At 74.5% G+C, this 20302-nt stretch carries 13 protein-coding genes; 2 read left to right on the plus strand and 11 right to left on the minus strand.

The features are described from left to right. Window positions 1-58 precede the first annotated feature (58 nt). Window positions 59-637, minus strand: coding sequence for a hypothetical protein (locus tag ABT093_RS26435; RefSeq protein ID WP_350568714.1), 579 nt, complete (start codon window positions 635-637; stop codon window positions 59-61). 446 nt (window positions 638-1083) lie between these two features. Next, the gene (proS, locus tag ABT093_RS26440) at window positions 1084-2496 is read right to left on the minus strand and encodes a proline--tRNA ligase (RefSeq protein WP_350568716.1); all 1413 of its coding nucleotides are present in this window, start codon (window positions 2494-2496) and stop codon (window positions 1084-1086) included. 198 nt (window positions 2497-2694) lie between these two features. On the opposite strand from proS, the gene ABT093_RS26445 reads away from it, so the two are divergent. Further along, window positions 2695-3495 carry a class I SAM-dependent methyltransferase gene (locus ABT093_RS26445; protein WP_350568717.1) on the plus strand — a complete coding sequence of 267 codons (801 nt, stop codon included), beginning with the start codon at window positions 2695-2697 and terminating at the stop codon, window positions 3493-3495. Window positions 3496-3660: 165 nt separating this feature from the next. Here the strand turns inward: ABT093_RS26445 and ftsH are convergent, their stop codons facing one another. From ftsH to nsdA, 7 genes are all read right to left on the minus strand, one after another. Beyond that, the gene (gene ftsH / locus ABT093_RS26450) at window positions 3661-5577 is read right to left on the minus strand and encodes an ATP-dependent zinc metalloprotease FtsH (protein ID WP_350568719.1); all 1917 of its coding nucleotides are present in this window, start codon (window positions 5575-5577) and stop codon (window positions 3661-3663) included. Window positions 5578-5714: 137 nt separating this feature from the next. After that, window positions 5715-6254 carry a GNAT family N-acetyltransferase gene (locus tag ABT093_RS26455; RefSeq protein ID WP_350568720.1) on the minus strand — a complete coding sequence of 180 codons (540 nt, stop codon included), beginning with the start codon at window positions 6252-6254 and terminating at the stop codon, window positions 5715-5717. A gap of 151 nt (window positions 6255-6405) precedes the next feature. Continuing rightward, the gene (gene ffh / locus ABT093_RS26460; protein WP_350568783.1) at window positions 6406-7965 is read right to left on the minus strand and encodes a signal recognition particle protein; all 1560 of its coding nucleotides are present in this window, start codon (window positions 7963-7965) and stop codon (window positions 6406-6408) included. Between the two features lie 146 nt (window positions 7966-8111). Further along, window positions 8112-10556, minus strand: coding sequence for a [protein-PII] uridylyltransferase (locus ABT093_RS26465; RefSeq protein ID WP_350568721.1), 2445 nt, complete (start codon window positions 10554-10556; stop codon window positions 8112-8114). Between the two features lie 11 nt (window positions 10557-10567). Further along, window positions 10568-10906 (minus strand): P-II family nitrogen regulator, encoded by a 339-nt coding sequence (locus ABT093_RS26470; protein WP_350568722.1) that lies wholly within the window; start codon window positions 10904-10906, stop codon window positions 10568-10570. Further along, a complete protein-coding gene (locus ABT093_RS26475; protein WP_350568723.1) occupies window positions 10903-12285 on the minus strand; it encodes an ammonium transporter in 1383 nt (460 codons plus the stop codon). Before ABT093_RS26475 ends, ABT093_RS26470 begins: the two co-directional genes overlap by 4 nt. Window positions 12286-12508: 223 nt before the next feature. After that, the gene (nsdA, locus tag ABT093_RS26480) at window positions 12509-13963 is read right to left on the minus strand and encodes a transcriptional repressor NsdA (RefSeq protein WP_350568724.1); all 1455 of its coding nucleotides are present in this window, start codon (window positions 13961-13963) and stop codon (window positions 12509-12511) included. 579 nt (window positions 13964-14542) lie between these two features. Between nsdA and ABT093_RS26485 the strand changes: the two genes are divergently transcribed. Further along, window positions 14543-15214, plus strand: a complete 672-nt coding sequence (locus ABT093_RS26485) for a bifunctional DNA primase/polymerase (RefSeq protein ID WP_350568725.1) — start codon at window positions 14543-14545, stop codon at window positions 15212-15214. Window positions 15215-15295: 81 nt separating this feature from the next. Here the strand turns inward: ABT093_RS26485 and ftsY are convergent, their stop codons facing one another. Together ftsY and smc are read right to left on the minus strand one after the other, a co-directional pair. Beyond that, the gene (gene ftsY, locus ABT093_RS26490; RefSeq protein WP_350568726.1) at window positions 15296-16501 is read right to left on the minus strand and encodes a signal recognition particle-docking protein FtsY; all 1206 of its coding nucleotides are present in this window, start codon (window positions 16499-16501) and stop codon (window positions 15296-15298) included. 66 nt (window positions 16502-16567) lie between these two features. Then, on the minus strand, window positions 16568-20134 hold the full coding sequence (gene smc, locus ABT093_RS26495) for a chromosome segregation protein SMC (RefSeq protein ID WP_350568728.1): 3567 nt from the start codon (window positions 20132-20134) through the stop codon (window positions 16568-16570). Window positions 20135-20302 lie beyond the last annotated feature (168 nt).

A 20302-nucleotide genomic window follows, 5' to 3' on the forward strand; every position in this document is an offset into this window, starting at 1 on the left:
CCCCGGTTCCCCGAGCCGTGAGGCTCCCCGGGTTCGTGCGACGAGGTGCGAACCGAAACTACGCGATCTTGAACGGCTGCTGGCACGCGCCGCAGACGATGGACGCCTGCGCGAGCACCGACGGCACCACCCGGACGTTGCGCCCGCATCCGCAGACCGCCTTGACCCGGACGCCTCCCCCGGAGGAGCCGTGCCGGGCCGCCGGGCCGCGGAAGGCGCGCGAGGATCCCTCGCCGGCCACCGCCTCCTGGTGCGCGCCGAGGGCGCGGTCCAGGCGCTCGATGGTCTCGGCGTACCGCTCGCGGGTCTCCTTGAGCATGGTCACCTGGGAGAAGCCGCTGCTGGCGTGCGGCTCGACCGGGTGCGCCAGGCCCAGCTCGGAGGCCAGGAGCAGGAAGCGCCGGTTGTGGTAGCGGCCGGCCCGCGAGGTGTCCCGGATGTCCCGGGCCGCGGCCAGACCATGGGCAGCCTCGTGGAGGAGCCGCTCGAAACCGAGCCGGGTGCCACAGGCCGAGGAGGACTCGCCGATCAGCGCCTCGGGCGAGGCGAGGTCGGGGAGGTCCTGATGATAGGCCTGGATGTCACTCCAGGCGGCGGCCAGTTCGGCCGCGAGAACGAGGGGCTGTGTCGTGCTCACGCTAGACCAACGATGGAGTAGGAGCTGATGTTCCGCGCGTTCCGGTTCCCCGGGAATTCCCAGGAAACTCTCAGGAATGTGCGACTACGCGCGAAATGCGCGTTCCGGATCTGACGCAAGACCAACCCCCTGCAGGTTTGGGCCCGCCGGCGCGGCGGGCTCGTCAATTCCGCCCGGGGGCGGGCTGTCGCCCCCAGGACGTACGGCCCGTGGTCCTGCCGAGTTGACAGGGCCACGGGCCGTACACCGTACCGCTATTCCGTTAATACCGGCAGTTGACCGACCAGTAGGGATGTCGGCATGTGAGACATGTTCGGAACAACGCCGGTCATCGGCCGTCCGAATTTCCCGTCAGGCAGGTCAGCGGCCGTCAGAACACGTCGTCGGACATCGTTTTGCGGCGACATCCTTCGTGATCGTCCGCTCCCGCGGAAGCCACCGAACGGTCAGTAGGCACGCGCCACGAGCGCGACGTTGCCCTCCTGGTCGTCCGTCTGCGGGACCGAGCCGTCGGCGGCCACGATGCAGCGCACCGAGACGCCCTGCTCGGCCAGCTTGGCCTCGCCCTCCGCGCCCAGCTCGGCCCAGGAGATCCGGCCCCAGCCGGTGGAGGCGGCCTCGACGGCCTCGTCGATGGTCTTGACGTCGACCGTGCGGGCCTCGCGGCGCTCGCGCGACTGACGCAGCAGCAGGGCCTGGTCCTCCTCCAGGATCCCCGGGAGGGTCGCCGCCAGGGAGTCGATCGAGACCGGCTCCTTGCCGCCCGGGATCCGGCGGGCCAGCATCGCGGTGCCGTTCTCCAGGTCGCGCGGGCCGACCTCGATCCGCAGCGGCACGCCCTTGAGCTCCCAGTCGACGGCCCGGCGGCCGAACGGGGTGTCGGTGCGGTCGTCGACGACCACGCGGACGCCGGCGGCCTCCAGCGCGGCGCCGATCTCACGGACCTTGGCGATCACCGCGTCGTCGCCCTTGATGGCGAGGACGACGGCCTGGACGGCCGCCAGCCGCGGCGGGACGCGCAGGCCGCTGTCGTCGCCGTGGGACATGATCAGGCCGCCGACCATGCGGGTCGAGACGCCCCAGGAGGTCTGCCAGACGTACTCGCGCTCGGCGCCCTGCAGCTGGTAGGTGGTGTTGAACGCCTTGGCGAAGTTCTGGCCCAGCTCGTGGCTGGTGCCCATCTGCAGCGCCTTGCCGTCGCCCATCATGCCCTCGAGGGTGAGGGTGTTGATGGCGCCCGCGAAGCGCTCCTTGGCGGTCTTGCGGCCGAGCACGACGTCGATGCCGAGCACGTTGGTCATGAAGTCGCCGTAGACCTCGGTGTGGATCATCGAGGCGTAGTCACGGGCGTCCTCGTACGTGGCGTGGGCGGTGTGGCCCTCCTGCCAGAGGAACTCGGTGGTGCGCAGGAAGACGCGCGGGCGCAGCTCCCAGCGGACCACGTTCGCCCACTGGTTGATCAGCAGGGGCAGGTCCCGGTGGCTCTGGACCCACTTCGAGAAGTACTCGTTGATGATCGTCTCGGAGGTCGGCCGGACCACGACCGGCTCGTCCAGCTGCTTGCCGCCGCCGTGCGTGACCACCGCGAGCTCGGGGGCGAAGCCCTCGACGTGCTCCGCCTCCTTGGTCAGGTAGGACTGCGGGATGAACATCGGGAAGTAGGCGTTCTGGGCGCCGGCCTTCTTGATCCGGGCGTCCATCTCCTGCTGCATCCGCTCCCACAGACCGTAGCCGTACGGTCGGATGACCATGGTGCCGCGCACCGGACCGTTGTCGGCCAGCTCGGCCTTGTTGATGAGGTCCTGGTACCAGCGCGGGAAGTCTTCCGCCTGGGGGGTGAGAACGGGTGCCTTAGCCATGGGCGAATCGTACGGGGAGCGGGCCCCGGACTTCGAATCCGTTCCGCCCGGCGACCCGCCGGGGGCGCACGCCCCCGACACGCGCGCACCACCCCCCACCCCTCTGGACGCCGGGCCCGAGCCGCTGTTCGCTGGAGTGGGGGCGGGACGTCGAGGGGGGTCGGAGCAGCACACCGAAGGACCGGATGGGAGGCCGCGATGGCTTCAGCGCGGGTGACCGGCACGACCGCAGCACCCCCCGGCACCGGGCGGGCCGCCGCCCGGGCACGGGACTGGGCGGAGATCCAGGAGCGGATGCTGGTGCCGCTCTACGAGGCCGTCCACGACCGCCTGGAGGTCGGTCCGGCGACCAGCGTGCTGGGCCTGGGCTGCCGCTCCGGCCTCGCCCTGCTGCTGGCCGCCGGCCGGGGCGCGCAGGTGGCCGGACTCGAGCCCGACGACGAGCTGCGCGGGCTGGCCCGGGAGCGCCGGCTGCGGGTCGGCGCGGACCACCGGCCGCAGCCGGAGGTCGCCCGCTCGGCCTATTCGCTGGTCACCGTTTTCGAGCAGCCGCCGACGGGCGCCGAACCGCGCCGGACGGTGGCCCGGGCGGCCCGGCTGGTCCTGCCCGGCGGGCACGTGGTGCTGGCCGCCTGGGGGCCGCGGGAGCGCTGCGAGAGCGCGGCCGTGCTGGACGTCGCCCGGCGGATGGCCCGGCGCAGCGGGGCGCGCGACCCCTTCGAGCTGAGCCCGCCCGGCGCGCTGGAGGACCTGCTCGCCGGGACCGGCCTGCGCCCGGCCGGCGGCGGCCGGGTCGGCTGCCCGTTCGCCTACCCGGACCTGGAGAGCGCGGTGCGCGGGCTGCTCTCCACCGGGCTGTACGACGCGGCGGCGGAGTTCTCCGGGCCGGCGCTGGTGACGAAGGAGCTGGAGGAGTCGCTGCAGCCCTACCTGCGGCCGGACGGCGCGGTGCGGATGACCAACGTCTTCCGCTACCTGATCGCCGAACGGCCCCGCTGAGCCGGACGCGCGCGGGGCCGGGCGGCGCATCGGCCCGGCCGTGGCACGCGACGGCCGAGGGGCGCGCGCCGACATGGCATGCGCCCCTCGATCCGGCCGTCCGGCCCGCCGGCCCCGACCCGCCGGCCCCCGACCCCGGGCGCCCGGCCTCAGGCCTTCGGGCCCTCAGGCCTGGTCGAGCGCCTTCCGGGGCACCCCCGCCGCGCGGTAGGCCGCCTCCTCGTCCAGCGTCTCCGCCTCCAGCAGCGCCGCCGCCAGCGCGTCCAGCCGGGCCCGCTGCTCGGTCAGCAGCCGCACCGCCTCCTCGTAGCACTCCGCGACGATCCGCCGGGCCTCCTCGTCCACCGCGTCCAGCGTGGTCGGCGCCGCGGAGAGCCCGTACGCGCCCTGCGGGTCGGAGGGGACGGCGGTGAGCCGGCCGACCCGCTCGCTCATGCCCCAGCGCCCGGCCATGCCGCGGGCGATGTTGGTGACCTGCTCCAGGTCGCTCTCCGCGCCGGTGGTGATGACCCCGTAGACCACCTGCTCGGCGGCCATCCCGCCGAGCGCGCCGATGATCCGGCCGCGCAGGTAGGGCTCGGTGTAGGAGTACCGGTCGGTCTCCGGGGTGGAGAGGGTGACGCCGAGGGCGCGGCCGCGCGGCACGATGGTGATCTTGCGGACCGGGTCGGCGCCCGGCTGGAGCATGCCGAGCAGGGCGTGGCCGCTCTCGTGGTACGCCGTCCGCTCCCGCTCGGCCTGCGGCATGACCAGCGGCCGGACGGCGCCGAGCTGGACCTTCTCCAGCGCGTCGGAGAGGTCCCGCTCGTTCACCGCGTCCTGGCGGCGCTTGACCGCGAGCAGGGCGGCCTCGTTGACCAGGTTGGCCAGTTCGGCGCCGGTCATCCCGGGGGTGACCTTGGCGAGCTGGTTCAGGTCGGCGTCGCCGGCCAGCGGGACCTGCCGGGCGTGGATGCGCAGGATCGCCGCGCGGCCGTCGCGGTCCGGCGGGCTGACGGTGATCCGCCGGTCGAAGCGGCCGGGGCGCAGCAGCGCCGGGTCGAGCACGTCGGCCCGGTTGGTGGCGGCGATGACGATGACGCCCTCGGAGCCGGTGAAGCCGTCCATCTCGGTGAGGATCTGGTTGAGCGTCTGCTCGCGCTCGTCGTGACCGCCCAGGCCACCGCCGCCGCCGCGCTGGCGGCCGATGGTGTCGATCTCGTCGATGAAGATGATCGCCGGGGCGACCTTGCGGGCCTCGGCGAACAGCTCGCGCACCCGGCTGGCGCCGACGCCGACGATCATCTCGATGAACTCGGAGGCGGAGGCGGAGAAGAACGGCACGTCCGCCTCGCCGGCGACGGCCCGGGCCAGCAGGGTCTTGCCGGTGCCGGGCGGGCCGCTGAGCAGCACGCCGCGCGGCATCTTGGCGCCGAGCCGGCGGTAGTGGTCCGGGTTCTTCAGGAAGTCGACCACCTCGGTGAGCTCGGCCTCGACCTCGTCGATGCCGGCCACGTCGGCGAAGGTGGTGCGACGGCCGGCCTCGGCGACCGGCTTGGGCGGGGCCTTGCGGCCGAGCGCCCCGCCGCCGAGCCCGCCGGCCATTCGCCGGGCGAGCAGCACCCAGACCAGGATCAGCAGCAGCATCGGGGCCAGCGAGATGAGCAGGTTGGCGAGGAAGCTGCGCTGCTGGACCACCGGTTCGGCGGTGACCTCGACGCCCTGCTGCTGGAGGGTGGTCCAGAGGTTGTCCCCGGCGAAGACCGGCCGCTGGGTGTCGAACTCGGTGTACGTCCCCTTGCCGCCGTCCGGCTTCGGTTCGGCGTTCTTGAGGGTGCCCTCGATCGCGTCGCCCTTGGAGTAGATCTTGGTGATGTTGCCCTTGTTCAGCTGGTTGTTGAACTCGGTGTAGGAGATCGTGGTGGCGCCGCCGGGGCCGAAGAAGGACAGCAGCACGTCGCTGATCAGGAACACCACGAGGGCGGTGAGGACGAGACCCAGCCAGCCGCCGGGCATCTTGCGCCGCGGGGGCGGCGGGGGCGGGGCGCCCTCGGATCGCCACGGCTGGTCGGGGGTCTGGCGCGGTGGCACGGGATCAGTCACCCATCGGACAATACGGACATCCGCTCGGCACCTCCAAGCGCAACGCCGCCCCGCCCGGGCACGCGGGACCGGGCGGGGCGCCCGCGGGACGGGGCGCCCGTCCCCGCGCGGCGCCGCTCGGTCCCGATCAATCCCGCTCAGTCCCGTTCCTCCGCGTCGGCCGGCGCCGGCCACTCCTCGGCGGTCAGCGCGAACCGCTCGTGGTCCCGCCAGGAGCCCTGGAGGAACAGCATCCGCGGGGTGAACCCCTCGTGCCGGAAGCCCAGCCGCTTGGCCAGCGCGATCGACCGGTCGTTGTCGGGCTGGACGTTGATCTCCAGCCGGTGCAGCCCGAGCCCGCCCTCCGTCAGGGGGGCGAAGCAGCGGTCCAGCACCAGCCGCATGCCCTCGGTCATCCGCCCGGTGCCGGCGAACGGCAGGAACGAGTCGTAGCCGAGCGCGCCGTTGCAGAACCGGCCCATCACGATGTTGGCCACGTTGACCTTGCCGACCAGTCCACCGGTCTCCCGGTCCACGATCAGGTAGGTCCGCAAGGACGGCCCCTGGCGCTCCATCAGATCCGGCAGCGCGTCCGGCTCCACCGGGTTCCACCGGCCGATGTGCTCGGCGGACCGGCGGACCGCCTCGGCGTACGCCGCCTCGTCCCCGACCCGCGGGGCCCTGATCGTCACTCGCATCGGACCATCATCTCGGATGCCCACCGGGCGTGCGAACGGCCCGCCGCCCGGGGACAACCGGGCGGCGGGCCGTTCCCGCAGGCCGTTCCCGCGGCCCGTTCCGGGACCGTGCGGGGCCGCCGGCACGGCGGCGGGACTGCGGCAGGACCGGCTACAGCAGGTCCTTGAACTCCTTGGGCAGCTCGAAGTCGGCCGGGCCCTTGCCCGCGCCGAGGCCGAACGCGCCGCCCTCGGCGGGCGCCTGACCGCCACCGAGCGCGCGGCGCTCGGCGGCCGCGGCCTCCTCCTGCGCCCGCTTCAGCGGGTTGCCGCTCTTGCGCTTGCCCTTGGCGACCGGGGCCTTCTTGGCGGACTTCTTGCCGCCGCCGCCCATGCCCGGGATGCCCGGCATCCCGGGGACGCCCTTGCCGGAGGCCATCGCCGACATCATCTTGCGGGCCTCGAAGAACCGCTCGACCAGGTTCTTCACCTCGCCGACCTGGACACCCGAACCCTTGGCGATGCGGGCCCGCCGGGAGCCGTTGATCAGCTCCGGCTCGGCGCGCTCGGTGGGGGTCATCGACTTGATGATCGCGCCGACGCGGTTGACGTCCTTGTCGTCGATGTTGTTGATCTGCTCGCGGATCTGGCCCATCCCCGGCAGCATGCCCAGCAGCTTGGAGATCGAGCCCATCTTCTGGACCTGCTCCAGCTGGGACAGGAAGTCGTCCAGGGTGAACTGCTTCGGGCCGCCGCGCAGCTTGGCGGCGATCTTCTCGGCCTCGGCCTGCGAGAAGGTCTGCTCGGCCTTCTCGATCAGCGAGAGGACGTCACCCATGCCCAGGATGCGCGAGGCCATCCGGTCCGGGTGGAAGGCGTCGAAGTCGTCGACCTTCTCGCCGTTGGAGGCGAACATGATCTGCCGGCCGGTGACGTGCGCGACCGAGAGCGCGGCACCGCCGCGGGCGTCGCCGTCGAGCTTGGAGAGCACCACACCGGTGAAGTCGACGCCCTCGAGGAAGGCCTGCGCGGTGGTGACCGCGTCCTGGCCGATCATCGCGTCGACGACGAACAGGACCTCGTCCGGGTTGACGGCGGCCCGGATGTCGGCGGCCTGCTGCATCAGCTCGGCGTCGATGCCCAGGCGGCCGGCGGTGTCGACGATGACGACGTCGTGCTGCTTCTGCTTGGCGTACTCGATCGAGTCCCGGGCCACCTGGACCGGGTCGCCGACGCCGTTGCCCGGCTGGGGGCCGTAGAACGCGACGCCCGCGCGCTCGGCGACGACCTGCAGCTGGTTGACGGCGTTGGGGCGCTGGAGGTCGCAGGCGACCAGCAGCGGGGTGTGCTTCTGCTTCTTGAGCCAGTGGCCGAGCTTGCCGGCGAGGGTGGTCTTACCGGCACCCTGGAGACCGGCGAGCATGATCACCGTCGGGCCGTTCTTGGCGAACCGCACCCGGCGGGTCTCGCCACCGAGGATGGCGATGAGCTCCTCGTTGACGATCTTGATGATCTGCTGTGCCGGGTTCAGCGCGCCGGAGACCTCGACGCCGAGCGCGCGGTCCTTGACCTGCTTGATGAAGGCCCGGACGACCGGCAGCGCGACGTCCGCCTCCAGCAGCGCGATGCGGATCTCGCGGGCGGTGGCGTCGATGTCCGCCTCGCTGAGGCGGCCCTTGCCCCGGAGGTTCTTGAACGTCGCTGCGAGGCGATCGGAAAGGGTGTCGAACACGTCGTCGCGGGTCCTCTGCGGCATCGGTGTGAGTACGGTCGTCGTCCCCAAGGGTATCCGTCCGCCCCGGTGACGGTCTCCACCCGGGTTCGACCGGTCTCCGGCGGGCCTCGGGAGCGGTCTCGCGGACGGCCCCGCGAACGGCCTCAGCCCAGCGCCGCCCGGACCGCGTCCGCCACCTCCCCCGCCCTCCGCGCGCCGAGCGGGCGGCCCGCCGCGTCGGTCAGGTAGAAGGCGTCGACGGCGTCCGCGCCGAGCGTGGAGACGTGCGCGGTCCGCACCCGCACCCCGGCGCCGTCCAGCGCCCGGCCGATCCGGTGCAGCAGCCCGGGGGCGTCGTGCGCGCGCACCTCCAGTACCGTCGCGCTCGCCGAGGCCACCGGCGGCGCCACCACGACCACCGGCGGCGGCGCGGGCACGCCCCGCCGCCGCGGGGCCGCCGCGTCCCGCTCGGCCAGCCGCCGGGCGACGTCCAGCGAGCCGTCCAGCGCCCGGCGCAGGTCCGCCCGCAGCCGCGCCGCCTCCGGAAGCTCACCGAACTCCGCGGCCACCGTCCAGGAGAGCAGCAGCACCGGCCCGGCGCCGATCGGGTCCAGCTCGCGCAGCCCCGCCGAGCGGACCGCCAGCCGGTGCAGGGCCAGCACCCCGGCGACGGTGCCCAGCAGCCCCGGGCGGTCCGGGACGGCCAGCAGCAGCCGCACACCCATCGGCCCGGTGCCGGCCGCGGCCGACTCGCTGCGGGCCGACAGCGACAGCGCCGGGCCGCCGGTCCTGGCCGCCTCCACCGCCAGCCGCTCCTGCTCGGCGGTCGGCTCGGCCTCGACGGGGCCGGGCCGGCCGCCGCCCGCCCCGGTCAGCACGGCGGCGGCCCGGGCGGTCAGGCCGTCCACCAGCGAGGCCCGCCAGCCGCTCCACGCGGCCGGCCCGGTGGCCAGCGCGTCCGCCTCGGTCAGCGCCCGCAGCAGCTCCAGCCGGGGCACCGAGCCGACCGCCTTGGTGACGGCCTCCACGGTGGCCGGGTCGTCCGGGTCCCGCCGGGTCGCGGTGTCCACCAGGGTCAGATGGTGGCGGACCAGCACCGCCAGGGTCTCCACCGACTCCGGGTCGAAGCCCATCCGGGCGGCCAGGGCACGGACGACCGCCTCGCCCGCCTCGCTGTGGTCACCCGGCCGGCCCTTGCCGATGTCGTGCAGCAGCGCGGCGACCAGCAGCAGGTCCGGCCGGGCCACCCGGCGGGTCATCGCGGCGGCCCGCACCGCGGTCTCCACCAGGTGCCGGTCGACCGTCCAGCGGTGCACCGCGTTGCGCTGCGGCCGGCAGCGCACCCATTCCCAGTCCGGCAGCAGCCGGGTGACCAGCCCCTGCGACTCCAGCGCCTCCCAGACCGGCAGGCAGGCCTCGCCCGCGCCGAGCAGGGTGACCAGCTGCTCGCGCGCCTCGTCCGGCCAGGGCACCGGCAGCGGCCGGCACTCCGCCGCCAGCCGGCGCACCGTCGCGTGCGAGAGCGGGAGGCCGTTCTGCGCGGCGGCGGCCGCGGCGCGCAGCGGCAGCACCGGGTCGGCGGCCGGGCGGACGCCCTGGGCGAGCACCGCCTCGCCGTCCTGCTCGACGACGCCCTCGGCGAGCGGCCGGCGCTCCACCGCTCCCCGGGCCACCGCGCCCCGGCCGGGGCCGGCGAACGGGCCTCCGAACGGGAAGCGCCGGTGCGGTCGGCGGCCCCGGCCCGAGCGGGCGGCCAGCACCCGCTCCACCGAGCGCCAGGCGAGGTCGGAGGCGTAGGCCACGGTCCGCGCCGCCCGGTAGACCCGGCGCAGCAGGGCGTCCGCGTCCGGCACGCCCAGTCGCTCGGCGACCTGGTCCTGGTCCTGGAGGGAGAGCCGCTCGGTGGACCGGCCGGTGACCAGGTGCAGGGCGTCCCGGACGTCCGCCAGCCGGAGCGCGGCGGCGTCCAGACCCTCCCGGGGCGCGTCGGCCAGCCAGCTCGCGGCGATCGCGCCGAGCGCGACGACGTCGCGCAGGCCGCCGCGGGCCTCCTTCAGGTCGGGCTCCAGCAGGAAGGACAGCTCGCCGTGCCGCTCGGCGCGCTCCCGGCCCAGCTCGCGCAACTCGGGCAGCCGGCGCGGGGCGCCCGCCCGCCAGTCGGCGAGGACGGCGGAGCGCAGCGCGGCGGTGAGCGCCGGGTCGCCCGCCACGTGCCGGGCGTCCAGCAGCCCGAGCTGGGCCTTCAGGTCGGCGGCGGCCACCGACCGGGCCTCGGCCGGGGTGCGCACCGCGTGGTCGAGCGAGGCCCCGGAGTCCCACACCGGGTACCAGAGGCGCTCGGGCAGGGCCGGGTCCAGCCGGCCCTCGTGCAGCAGCAGGACGTCGAGGTCGCTGCGCGGGGAGAGCTCGCCGCGCCCGTAGCCGCCGACCGCGACCACCGCGACCCCGGCGGGGGCGCCGGCCTCGGCGAACAGGCCGGCCAGCCAGTCGTCGGTGAGCGCGGACAGCGCGGCGCGGCGCTCCCGGCCGCCGGGGCCGGGAGCGGCGAGCAGCCGGGCCCGGGCCGCGGCGGCGGGGCCGGGCCCGGGGGCGTCGGGTGCGGTGGCCATGCGCCCGGGCCTCAGAGGGCGTCGGGGCCGCGTTCGCCGGTGCGGACCCGCACGGCCGTGTCGACCGGCACCGCCCACACCTTGCCGTCGCCGATCTTGCCGGTCCGGGCCGCGTCGACCAGGACGTCGATCAGCGGCTCGACGTCCTCGTCCTCGGCCAGGACCTCGACTCTGACCTTGGGCACCAGGTCCACGGTGTACTCCGCGCCCCGGTAGACCTCGGTGTGGCCGCGCTGCCGGCCGTAGCCGCTGGCCTCGGAGACGGTCAGGCCGTGCACGCCGAAGGCCTGCAGGGCGGCCTTCACCTCGTCCAGGCGGTAGGGCTTGATGACGGCGGTGATGAGCTTCATCGGGCGTCCACCTCGGTCTTCTCGGTGCTGTTCGCCGTCGGCACGGCAGTGGGTACGGGGGCGGGCACGGCGGCCGTCGCCGCGGCGACCAGGGCCGCGGCCGGGGCGGCCGTCCGGCCGAGACCCGAGCCCAGCGCGCTGAAGTCGTACGCGGACTCCGCGTGCTCGGCCTGGTCGATGCCGGCCAGCTCGACCTCCTCGGCGACCCGGAAGCCGATCACCCGGTCGACCGCCTTGGCCAGCAGCCAGGAGAGCACGAAGGAGTAGACGGCGACCACCGCCACGCCCATCGCCTGCTTGCCCAGCTGCCCGAACCCGCCGCCGTAGAACAGGCCCTTGGCGCTCTGGCCGACCGTCCCGGTCGCGAACAGGCCGACCAGCAGCGAGCCGATCGCCCCGCCGACGGCGTGCACGCCGACCACGTCGAGCGAGTCGTCGAAGCCCCAGCGGTACTTGAGGCTGATCGCGGCCGCGCAGACGGCACCGGCGACCAGGCCGATCGCCACCGCGCCGAGCGGGGAGACCGAGCCGCAGGCCGGGGTGACGGCCACCAGTCCGGCCACCGCGCCGGAGGCGGCGCCCAGTGTGGTGAACGCGCCGTGCCGCAGCTTCTCGTAGACCAGCCAGCCGACCAGCGCGGCGCCGGTGGCGATCTGGGTGTTGAGCAGGGCCATCGCCGCCACGCCGTTGGCGGCCAGCGCCGAGCCGGCGTTGAAGCCGAACCAGCCGAACCAGAGCAGCCCGGAGCCCAGCATCACCAGCGGCAGCGAGTGCGGGCGCATCGGGTCCTTGCGGAAGCCGATCCGCTTGCCGAGCACCAGGCAGAGCGCCAGGCCCGCGACCCCGGCGTTGATGTGGACGGCCGTGCCGCCGGCGAAGTCGATCACACCGTTGCGGTCGCCGAGCCAGCCGCCGTGGCCGCCGTCGAAGAAGAACACCCAGTGGGCGACCGGGAAGTACACCACGGTCACCCAGAGCGCCACGAACAGGCCCCAGGCCGCGAATCTCGCGCGATCCGCGATCGCCCCGCTGATCAGCGCCGGGGTGATGACCGCGAACATCAGCTGGAAGGCGGAGAAGGCGGTCACCGGGATCGTCCCGGTGAGGTCGGTGAGGCCGACGCCGCGCATCCCGAGGAAGTCCAGGTTGCCGATCAGGCCGGCGCCCGCGTCGGGCCCGAAGCTGAGCGAGTAGCCGTAGAGGACCCACAGCACGCTGACGATGCCCAGTGACAGGAAGCTCATCGCCAGCATGTTCAGGGTGCTCTTGGCCCGGACCATCCCCCCGTAGAAGAACGCCAGCCCCGGGGTCATCACCATGACCAGGGCGGCACTGATGAGTACGAAGGCGGTGTCGCCCGCGCTGAAACCGTCCGGCATCGGCCTCTCCTCCTGACTGGAAGCCGATCCGCACCCGGGTGCTGTCCCGTTGCGCCCGGGGCGTCGGCGTTGACCAGGAGCGTGCCGAAGGCCGGTTTCGGCCGATGCGGCCGGGTGTTTCACCTCCGTGACGAGGGCGACCGCGGGGTTACGCCCGCGTGAACACGGCACCGACCGTGCCGTCGGCGGCCGGCACGGTCGGTGAGGGGTGTCGCGGTGGGGCTCAGACCACCGAGACGTACTCGGGGATGTCCTGGACCACCCGCTCCTTGAGCCGGCTGACCGCGTCCACGCCCTTGAAGCGGGAGGCGGCGGCCTCGGTGGTCTTGCGGACCCGCGAGTTGAGCCGCTCGGAGCGGACCTTGGTGGCGATGTCCACCGCCTGCTCGGCGAAGACCGCCGCCTGCTCCGGCTCCTTCTGCAGCAGGTGCACGCTGGCCATGCCGACCAGGTTGAAGGCGTACGAGCGGACGTGGTCGCCGTCCTGCCGGAACAGGTCGACCGCGCGCTCCATCACCGGCGCCGACATCGAGGCGTACAGCTCGGCGTTGTCCGAGTGGTAGGCGAGGTCGCGGAAGGAGTGCGCGTTCTCCGCGTTCAGCTCGGCCGGCGAGAAGAACTTCAGCCAGTCCGGGTCGGCGTCGCCCTCGCGGATGTCGGTGAAGGTGTCCTCGGCCAGCCGGATCGCCCGGGCGCACCGGTTCACCTCGCCGATCGTGGCGTACGCCCGCGCCTCCATCGCGTACAGCAGGGACTGCTGGCGCGGGGTGGCGGTGTCACGGCTGCCGTACTGGGCGAGGTGGATCAGCTCCAGCGCGTCCTCGCCCCGGTTGAGGTGGATCATCTGCCGGCTCATGTCGGTGAGGATCAGGGCGCCGAACGGGCGGTCGCCGGCCTCCTTGGCGGCGTGCAGCGCCAGCACGTAGTACTTCTGCGCGCTCGGGTGCATGCCGACGTCGTAGGACATCCAGCCGGCCAGGTGCGCCAGCTCGGCGGTGAGCCGGAACAGCCGCTTGGTGGTCGCCTCGGGGTAGGTCTCCTGGAGCAGGTCGGTGACCTCGTGGAGCTGGCCGACCACGGCCTTGCGGCGCAGTCCGCCGCCGTTCTGCGCGTCCCACTGCCGGAACATGACGGTGGTCTGCTCGAGCAGTTCCAGCTCGGGCTCGGAGAGCCGGCCGGTGAACGGCTCGCCGCCGTTGGCCGCGGTGAGGATCGGGGTGGGGGTGCCGGTCGGGCCGGGCGCCAGCCAGCGCTGCATCGGCTCGATCAGCGCGGCGCCGGCGGTCAGGGCGAGCGAGGTGCCCAGGAAGCCGCGCCGGTTGAGCATGAGGTCGCTGCGCGAGTAGTCGCTGATCAGCTGGACGGTCTGCGGCGCGCTCCACGGCAGGTCGACGCCGCCGCCGACGGTGGAGACCGGCACGGCGGCGCGCAGGCCGAGGTCCTCGATGGAGACCACCGAGCCGAACCGCTCGGAGAACAGTTCGGACATGATCTTCGGGATCGGCTCGCGCGGCTGTTCGCCGTCGAGCCAGCGCCGCACCCGCGAGGTGTCCGTGGAGACGTGGTGGGCCCCGATCTGCCGGGCCCGGCGGTTGACCTGGCGGGCCAACTCCCCCTTGGACCAGCCGCTACGGGCGAACCACGTGGTCAGCTTCTCGTTGGGTTGCTTCTCTGCCATGGGTCCGTCCCCATCCCGCCCGGGCCCCCGGGGCCCCGATCGTGACCGCCCGACGGTTGCGGGCTCTTGCCAGACGTGTTTCGTACCGGACTGCGGCGCTGCCGCCACAGACGGACCGTCAGTTCACCAACTCCCGGCCCGCCATGGCCGGAAGCGGACTCGCCGACGAGGTCCGTGTGCTGAACGTAACGCCCGCGCACCGCCCCGGGGAGCGGCCCTGGCGAAACGCCACCTTTCGCCACCCCCATGAGTGAACCGAACCCAGCCCGCAGGCGGTTCACTGGGAAGTCCCGGCGGCCCGGCATATGCAGGCCGCCAAGTCCCCGACGGTACCCGGCTTTTCAGGCGAACCGCCGCCGCCACGGGCGGATTTCGCACCCGCACCGACCGACGACCCTCCCGCGCACAGACGATCCGGCATCGACGCCGCCGACCACAAGGCGGCGCTCGGGGCGCACCAGGGCAACTGGCGCACACCGCGCGCTGCGCGCCGCTACCGCACCACGCACCACGCACAGAAAAAGCAACACACAGTCACCGTCCCGTAACCATCGGCAACGAGAACCTGTTGGGGGAGGCATGGAGAACCTGTTCGGCGAACTTCGACTGGGGCACCTGCGGCTGTCACCGCTGGGAGCGCGCCGCCGCACCCGCGCCACCGCTCGCCAGGCCGCCGCGGAGTACACCGGCCGCTGGGGCTGGGCCGTCGTCGTCGGCGAGCCCGCCCGCACGGCCGGCACCCCGGACCGCTGCCACTGCGGCACGCCGCGCTGCGCCGCCCCCGGCCTGCACCCCGTCCCCGGCGCCGGACCGGCCGCCCGCCCCGGCAGCGAGGTCTCGGTGCTGTTCCCCACCGGACGCGCCTTCGACGTCCTCGACGTCCCCGAGTCGGCCGGCCTGCAGGCGCTGGTCCGGCTGGAGCGGATGGGCACCCAGGTCGGCCCGGTGCTCTCCTCGCCCACCGGGCGGCTGCAGTTCCTGGTCGCGCCCGGCACCGCCCGCCGGCTGCCGGACCTGCTCTACCGGATGGGCTGGGACGACGCCGCGCTCGACCTCACCTGCCACGGCGAGGGCAGCTTCGTCGCCGCGCCGCCCACCGTGCTCGCCGGGCTCGGCCCGGTCCGCTGGCTGCGCCGCCCCACCCGCGACAACGCCGGCTGCCCGCCCGAGGCCCGCCTGCTGCTCGGCACCCTCGCCTACGCCTGCCACCGCGGCCGCGAACGCACCCGCGAACCCGCCTGGATCGCTTGAGTCGCCGGTCGCCCCGGCGGGAACGCCGAAGGGCCCGCCCCTTGCGGGAGCGGACCCTTCACCGGTGGCACCGGGCGGTGCTCAGTCCCCGATCAGCGCGTCCACGAACGCGCCCGGCTCGAACGGCGCCAGGTCGTCGGCACCCTCGCCGAGGCCGATCAGCTTGACCGGCACGCCCAGCTCGCGCTGGACGGCGACGACGATGCCGCCCTTGGCCGTGCCGTCCAGCTTGGTCAGCACGATGCCGGTGATGTCGACCACCTCGGCGAAGACCCGGGCCTGGATGAGCCCGTTCTGACCGGTGGTGGCGTCCAGCACCAGCAGCACCTCGTCCACCGGGCCGTGCTTCTCGACGACCCGCTTGACCTTGCCCAGCTCGTCCATCAGGCCGGTCTTGGTGTGCAGACGCCCGGCGGTGTCCACCAGCACGGTGTCCGCACCCTCGGCGATGCCCTCCTTGACCGCGTCGAAGGCGATCGACGCCGGGTCGCCGCCCTCGGGCCCGCGCACGGTGCGCGCGCCGACCCGCTCGCCCCAGGTCTGCAGCTGGTCGGCGGCGGCGGCACGGAAGGTGTCGGCCGCGCCGAGCACCACCGTACGGCCGTCGGCGACCAGCACCCGGGCCAGCTTGCCGGTGGTGGTGGTCTTGCCGACGCCGTTGACACCGACGACCAGGACGACCGCGGGGCCCTCCTCGTGCTTGGTGGAGTGCACGGTGCGGTCGGCGTCCTTGCCGATCAGCTCGACGAGCTCCTCGCGCAGCAGGCTGCGCAGCTCGTCCGGGGTGCGGGTGCCGAGCACCTTGACCCGGGTGCGCAGCCGCTCGACCAGCTCCTGGGTGGGGGCCACGCCGACGTCGGCGGTCAGCAGGGTCTCCTCGATCTCCTCCCAGGTGTCCTCGTCGAGGTGCTCGCGGGAGAGCAGCGAGAGCAGGCCCTTGCCGAGCGAGTTCTGCGAACGGGAGAGCCGCGAGCGCAGCCGGACCAGACGGCCGGCGGTGGGCTCGGGGACCTCGATGGCGGGGGCCGCCGGCTCGGCGGGCGCGGCCTCCTCCACCTCCTCGGGGGCGGCCGGGAGCTCCACCTCCTCGACGGTGCGGCGCGGTTCCTCGGTGGGCGGCGCGGCCTCCTCGCCGACGGCGGGCTCGCGCGGGGTCGGGGGCGCCGTGATGACGGGCGCCTGCGACTTCGGGGGCAGCTGCTGGCGTCGTCTGCCGGAAACGACGAGTCCGGCGATCGCGCCTACGGCGATCACCGCGATGACTACGGCAAGAATCACGTATTCCATAACCCAACCAGTATCCGCGACACCGGTCCGCGCGGACCGCAGGCCGCCGGATGGATCCGGAACCGGTCAGGGCCGCCGTTCCTTCCGGTCCTCCCGCAGCCGCTGGCTGATCACCTGCGAGATGCCGTCGCCCTTCATGGTCACCCCGTACAGGGCGTCGGCGGACTCCATGGTCAGCTTCTGGTGGGTGATCACGATCAGCTGGGAGCTCTCCCGCAGCTCCTCCATGATCGCGATCAGCCGGCGCAGGTTGGTCTCGTCCAGCGCCGCCTCCACCTCGTCCATGACGTAGAACGGGCTGGGCCGGGCCTTGAAGATCGAGACCAGCAGCGCCACCGCGGTCAGCGAGCGCTCGCCGCCGGAGAGCAGCGACAGCCGCTTGACCTTCTTGCCGGGCGGGCGGGCCTCCACCTCGACGCCGGTGGTCAGCATGGACTCCGGGTCGGTGAGCACCAGCCGGCCCTCGCCGCCCGGGAAGAGCCGGGAGAACACGCCCTCGAACTGGGCGGCGGTGTCGTGGTAGGCCGCGGTGAACAGCTGCTCGACCCGCTGGTCGACGTCCCTGACGATGTCGAGCAGGTCGCGCCGGCTGCGCTTGAGGTCGTCCAGCTGCTCGCCGAGGAAGGTGTGGCGCTCCTCCAGCGCGGCGAACTCCTCCAGCGCCAGCGGGTTGACCTTGCCCAGCTGCTGGTACGCCCGCTCGGCCGCGCGCAGCCGCTGCTCCTGCTCGGCGCGGACGTAGGGCCGCGGCTCGCCCGGCTCCTGCCCCTCCTCCGGCGTGGACGGGGGAACCGGCCGGTCCGGCCCGTAGGAGGCCAGCAGCTCGGAGCCCTCGATGCCGAACTCCTCCAGCGCCCGGCCCTCCAGCTGCTCGATCCGCAGCCGCTTCTCGGCCCGCAGCACCTCGTCGCGGTGGCCGGCGTCGACCAGCTTGTCCAGCTCGTCCTTGAGCGCGCGCCCCTGCTCGCGGTGCTCCTTCAGCTCCGCCTCGCGCGCCGTCCGCGCCTGCTCGACGGCGGCCCGTTCGGCGTCCGCGCGGGCCAGCGACACCTCCAGGCAGGCGAGCAGCTGCCGGGCGCCCGCGGCGACGGCGCCCGCGACGGCGGCGTCGTGCTCGGCGCGCCGGTGGCGCTCGGCGGCCCGGGCGCGCGCCTCGCGCTCGGCGCGGGCGGCCCGGTCCAGCTGGTCGGCCCGGCCGGCCAGGGCGCGGACCCGCTCCTCGTGGGTGCGCACCGCGAGCCGGGCCTCCAGTTCGCTCTGCCGGGCGGCGGTGGCGGCCCCGGCCAGCCGCTGCTGTTCGGCGGCGTCCGGCTCGTCCTCCCCGTCGGCGGCCGTCTCCTCGGCGACCTCCAGCCGCTCGGCCAGCTCCTCGGCGGTGGCGAGCAGCTGGGCCAGGCCGTCCTCGGCGCGGCCGGCGGCCGCGGTCAGCCGTTCGGCCTCGCCGGCGGCGGCCCGGGCCTGTCCGCCGAGCCGGCCCAGGGTGCCCGCCACCTCGGCCCGTTCGCGTTCCAGCTGCCGCCGCCGGACGGCGAGTTGCTCCAGTTCGGCGGCCGACTCCCGGCGCCGTTCGGTGAGTTCGGCCAGTCGCCCGGCCGACTCGGCGCAGTGGACGTCGAGTTCGGCGATCGCCCGGGCGGCCTCGTCCACCGCGGCCTGGGTCTCCAGCAGGCTGGGGGCGGCGCCGGAGCCGCCGTGCGCGAAGCCGGAGCCGAGCCGGTCGCCGTCGGCGGTGACGGCGCTCAGCGCGGGGTGCGCGGCGACCAGGGCGAGGGCCTGGTCGAGGGTGTCGACCACCGCGACGCCGGCCAGCAGCCGGTCGACGGCGGCCCGCAGCGCGGCCGGTCCGTCGACGAGGTCGGCGGCCCAGCGAGCGCCGGGCGGCAACTCCCCCGCCGGTCCGGCCGGTTCGGGGGCGTCGGCGATCAGCAGGGCGGCCCGGCCGGCGTCCTCCTTGCGCAGCAGCCGCAGCGCCTCGGCGGCGGAGCCGGGCGAGTCGACGGCCACCGCGTCGGCGGCGGCGCCCAGGGCGGCGGCGACGGCGGTCTCGTGGCCGGGGGCCGAGCGCAGCAGTGCGGCGCCCGGTCCGAGCAGTCCGGTCAGCCGGTCCCCGGCGGCGAGCAGCGCGCCGCTGCCGTCCTTGCGGCGCAGGCCGAGCGCCAGCGCCTCGTGCCGGGCGGTCAGCGCGGCCCGTTCGCGCTCGGCGGCGCCGGCGGCCTCGCGCGCGGCGGTGAGCTCCTGCTCGACGGCGGCGAGCCGCTCCCGGGCGCTGTCGTGCGCGGTGTCGGCCCGCTCGCCGTCCGCCCTGCCGTCGCCGACCCGGGCGCGCAGTTCCTCGTACTCCTGCCGGGCGGCCTCGGCCCGCAGCAGCGCCTCGTCGCGGGCCTCGGCGAGCCGGCCGGTCTCGGCCTCGGCGGCGGCGGCCTTGGAGCGGGCGGCGGCGGCCTGCCCCTGGAGCCGGGCCAGCCCCTCGCGGCGGTCGGCGATGGCCCGGGCGGCGTCCTTGAGCCGGCGCTCCTCGGCGGCGAGGGCGCGTTCCAGTTCCGTCCTGGCCTCGACGGCCTCGTCGAGCGCCTCCCGGGCCTGCTCCAGGGCCTCGGCCAGCGCGGCCTCCTCCTCCCGGACCCGCCCGGCCTCGCGCTCCAGCTCCTCCGGGTCCCGGCCGGGCCGCTCCTCGGTCCGCCCGCCGGTGGCGGCGTGCCGGGCCTTCGCCTCGGCCAGCCCGATGGTGCCGCGGGTGCGTTCGGCCAGCGCGGAGAGCCGGTACCAGGTCTGCCGGGCGGCCTCCAGGCCCGGGCCGAGCTGCTGGACCTGCGCCTCCAGCACGGCTTCGCGCCGGATGGCGTGGCCGAGTTCCTGCTCGACGGTGGAGCGGCGCAGCCGCAGGGCCAGTTCGTCGGCGATCTCCGCCTCGACGGCGGTGCGCAGCGCGAGCAGGTCGTCCGCGAGCAGCCGCAGCCGGGCGTCGCGCAGGTCGGCCTGGATGCCGGCGGCGCGCCGGGCGATCCGGGCCTGCCGGCCGAGCGGACCGAGCTGGCGGCGCAGCTCGGCCACCAGGTCCTGGACGCGGTTGAGGTTGACCTGCATCGCGTCCAGCTTGCGCAGCGCCTTCTCCTTGCGCTTGCGGTGCTTGAGGACGCCGGCCGCCTCCTCGATGAAGGCGCGCCGGCCCATCGGATCGGCCTGCAGGACGGAGTCGAGCCGGCCCTGGCCGACGATGACGTGCATCTCCCGGCCGATGCCGGAGTCGGAGAGCAGCTCCTGGATGTCGAGCAGGCGGCAGGTGTCGCCGTTGAGCGCGTACTCGCTGCCGCCGTTGCGGAACATCGTCCGGGTGATGGTCACCTCGGAGTACTCGATCGGCAGGGCGCCGTCGGTGTTGTCGATGGTGAGGCTGACCTCGGCGCGGCCGAGCGGGGCGCGCCCGCTGGTCCCGGCGAAGATGACGTCCTCCATCTTGCCGCCGCGCAGCGACTTGGCCCCCTGCTCGCCCATCACCCAGGAGAGCGCGTCGACGACGTTGGACTTGCCGGAGCCGTTGGGTCCGACCACGCAGGTGATGCCGGGTTCGAAGCGGAGGGTGGTGGCGGAGGCGAAGGACTTGAACCCGCGCAGGGTCAGACTCTTCAGGTGCACGCGCCGGTCTCCTCACCTCGCTCGCCAGGGGCTCCAGCGGCGACTGTATCCCCCGGCGGCCCGGCGACCGGCGCCCGGACACGGCGATCCCCGGACACGACGACGTCCGGACACGACGAAGGGACGCCACGCGGGGCGTCCCTTGCAAGCTGCGTCCCTTTCGGGGCG

It is taken from the genome of Kitasatospora sp. NPDC002551, from assembly GCF_040296005.1.
GTDB lineage: Bacteria > Actinomycetota > Actinomycetes > Streptomycetales > Streptomycetaceae > Kitasatospora.

Bases quoted from the DNA above. Each gene is read 5' to 3' on its own strand.
- proS (WP_350568716.1), bottom strand. From the start codon at position 2,496: ATGGCTAAGGCACCCGTTCTCACCCCCCAGGCGGAAGACTTCCCGCGC.
- ABT093_RS26475 (WP_350568723.1), bottom strand. From the start codon at position 12,285: ATGCCGGACGGTTTCAGCGCGGGCGACACCGCCTTCGTACTCATCAGT.
- ABT093_RS26470 (WP_350568722.1), bottom strand. From the start codon at position 10,906: ATGAAGCTCATCACCGCCGTCATCAAGCCCTACCGCCTGGACGAGGTG.
- ABT093_RS26445 (WP_350568717.1), top strand. From the start codon at position 2,695: ATGGCTTCAGCGCGGGTGACCGGCACGACCGCAGCACCCCCCGGCACC.
- ABT093_RS26465 (WP_350568721.1), bottom strand. From the start codon at position 10,556: ATGGCCACCGCACCCGACGCCCCCGGGCCCGGCCCCGCCGCCGCGGCC.
- ABT093_RS26485 (WP_350568725.1), top strand. From the start codon at position 14,543: ATGGAGAACCTGTTCGGCGAACTTCGACTGGGGCACCTGCGGCTGTCA.
- nsdA (WP_350568724.1), bottom strand. From the start codon at position 13,963: ATGGCAGAGAAGCAACCCAACGAGAAGCTGACCACGTGGTTCGCCCGT.
- ftsY (WP_350568726.1), bottom strand. From the start codon at position 16,501: ATGGAATACGTGATTCTTGCCGTAGTCATCGCGGTGATCGCCGTAGGC.
- ABT093_RS26455 (WP_350568720.1), bottom strand. From the start codon at position 6,254: ATGCGAGTGACGATCAGGGCCCCGCGGGTCGGGGACGAGGCGGCGTAC.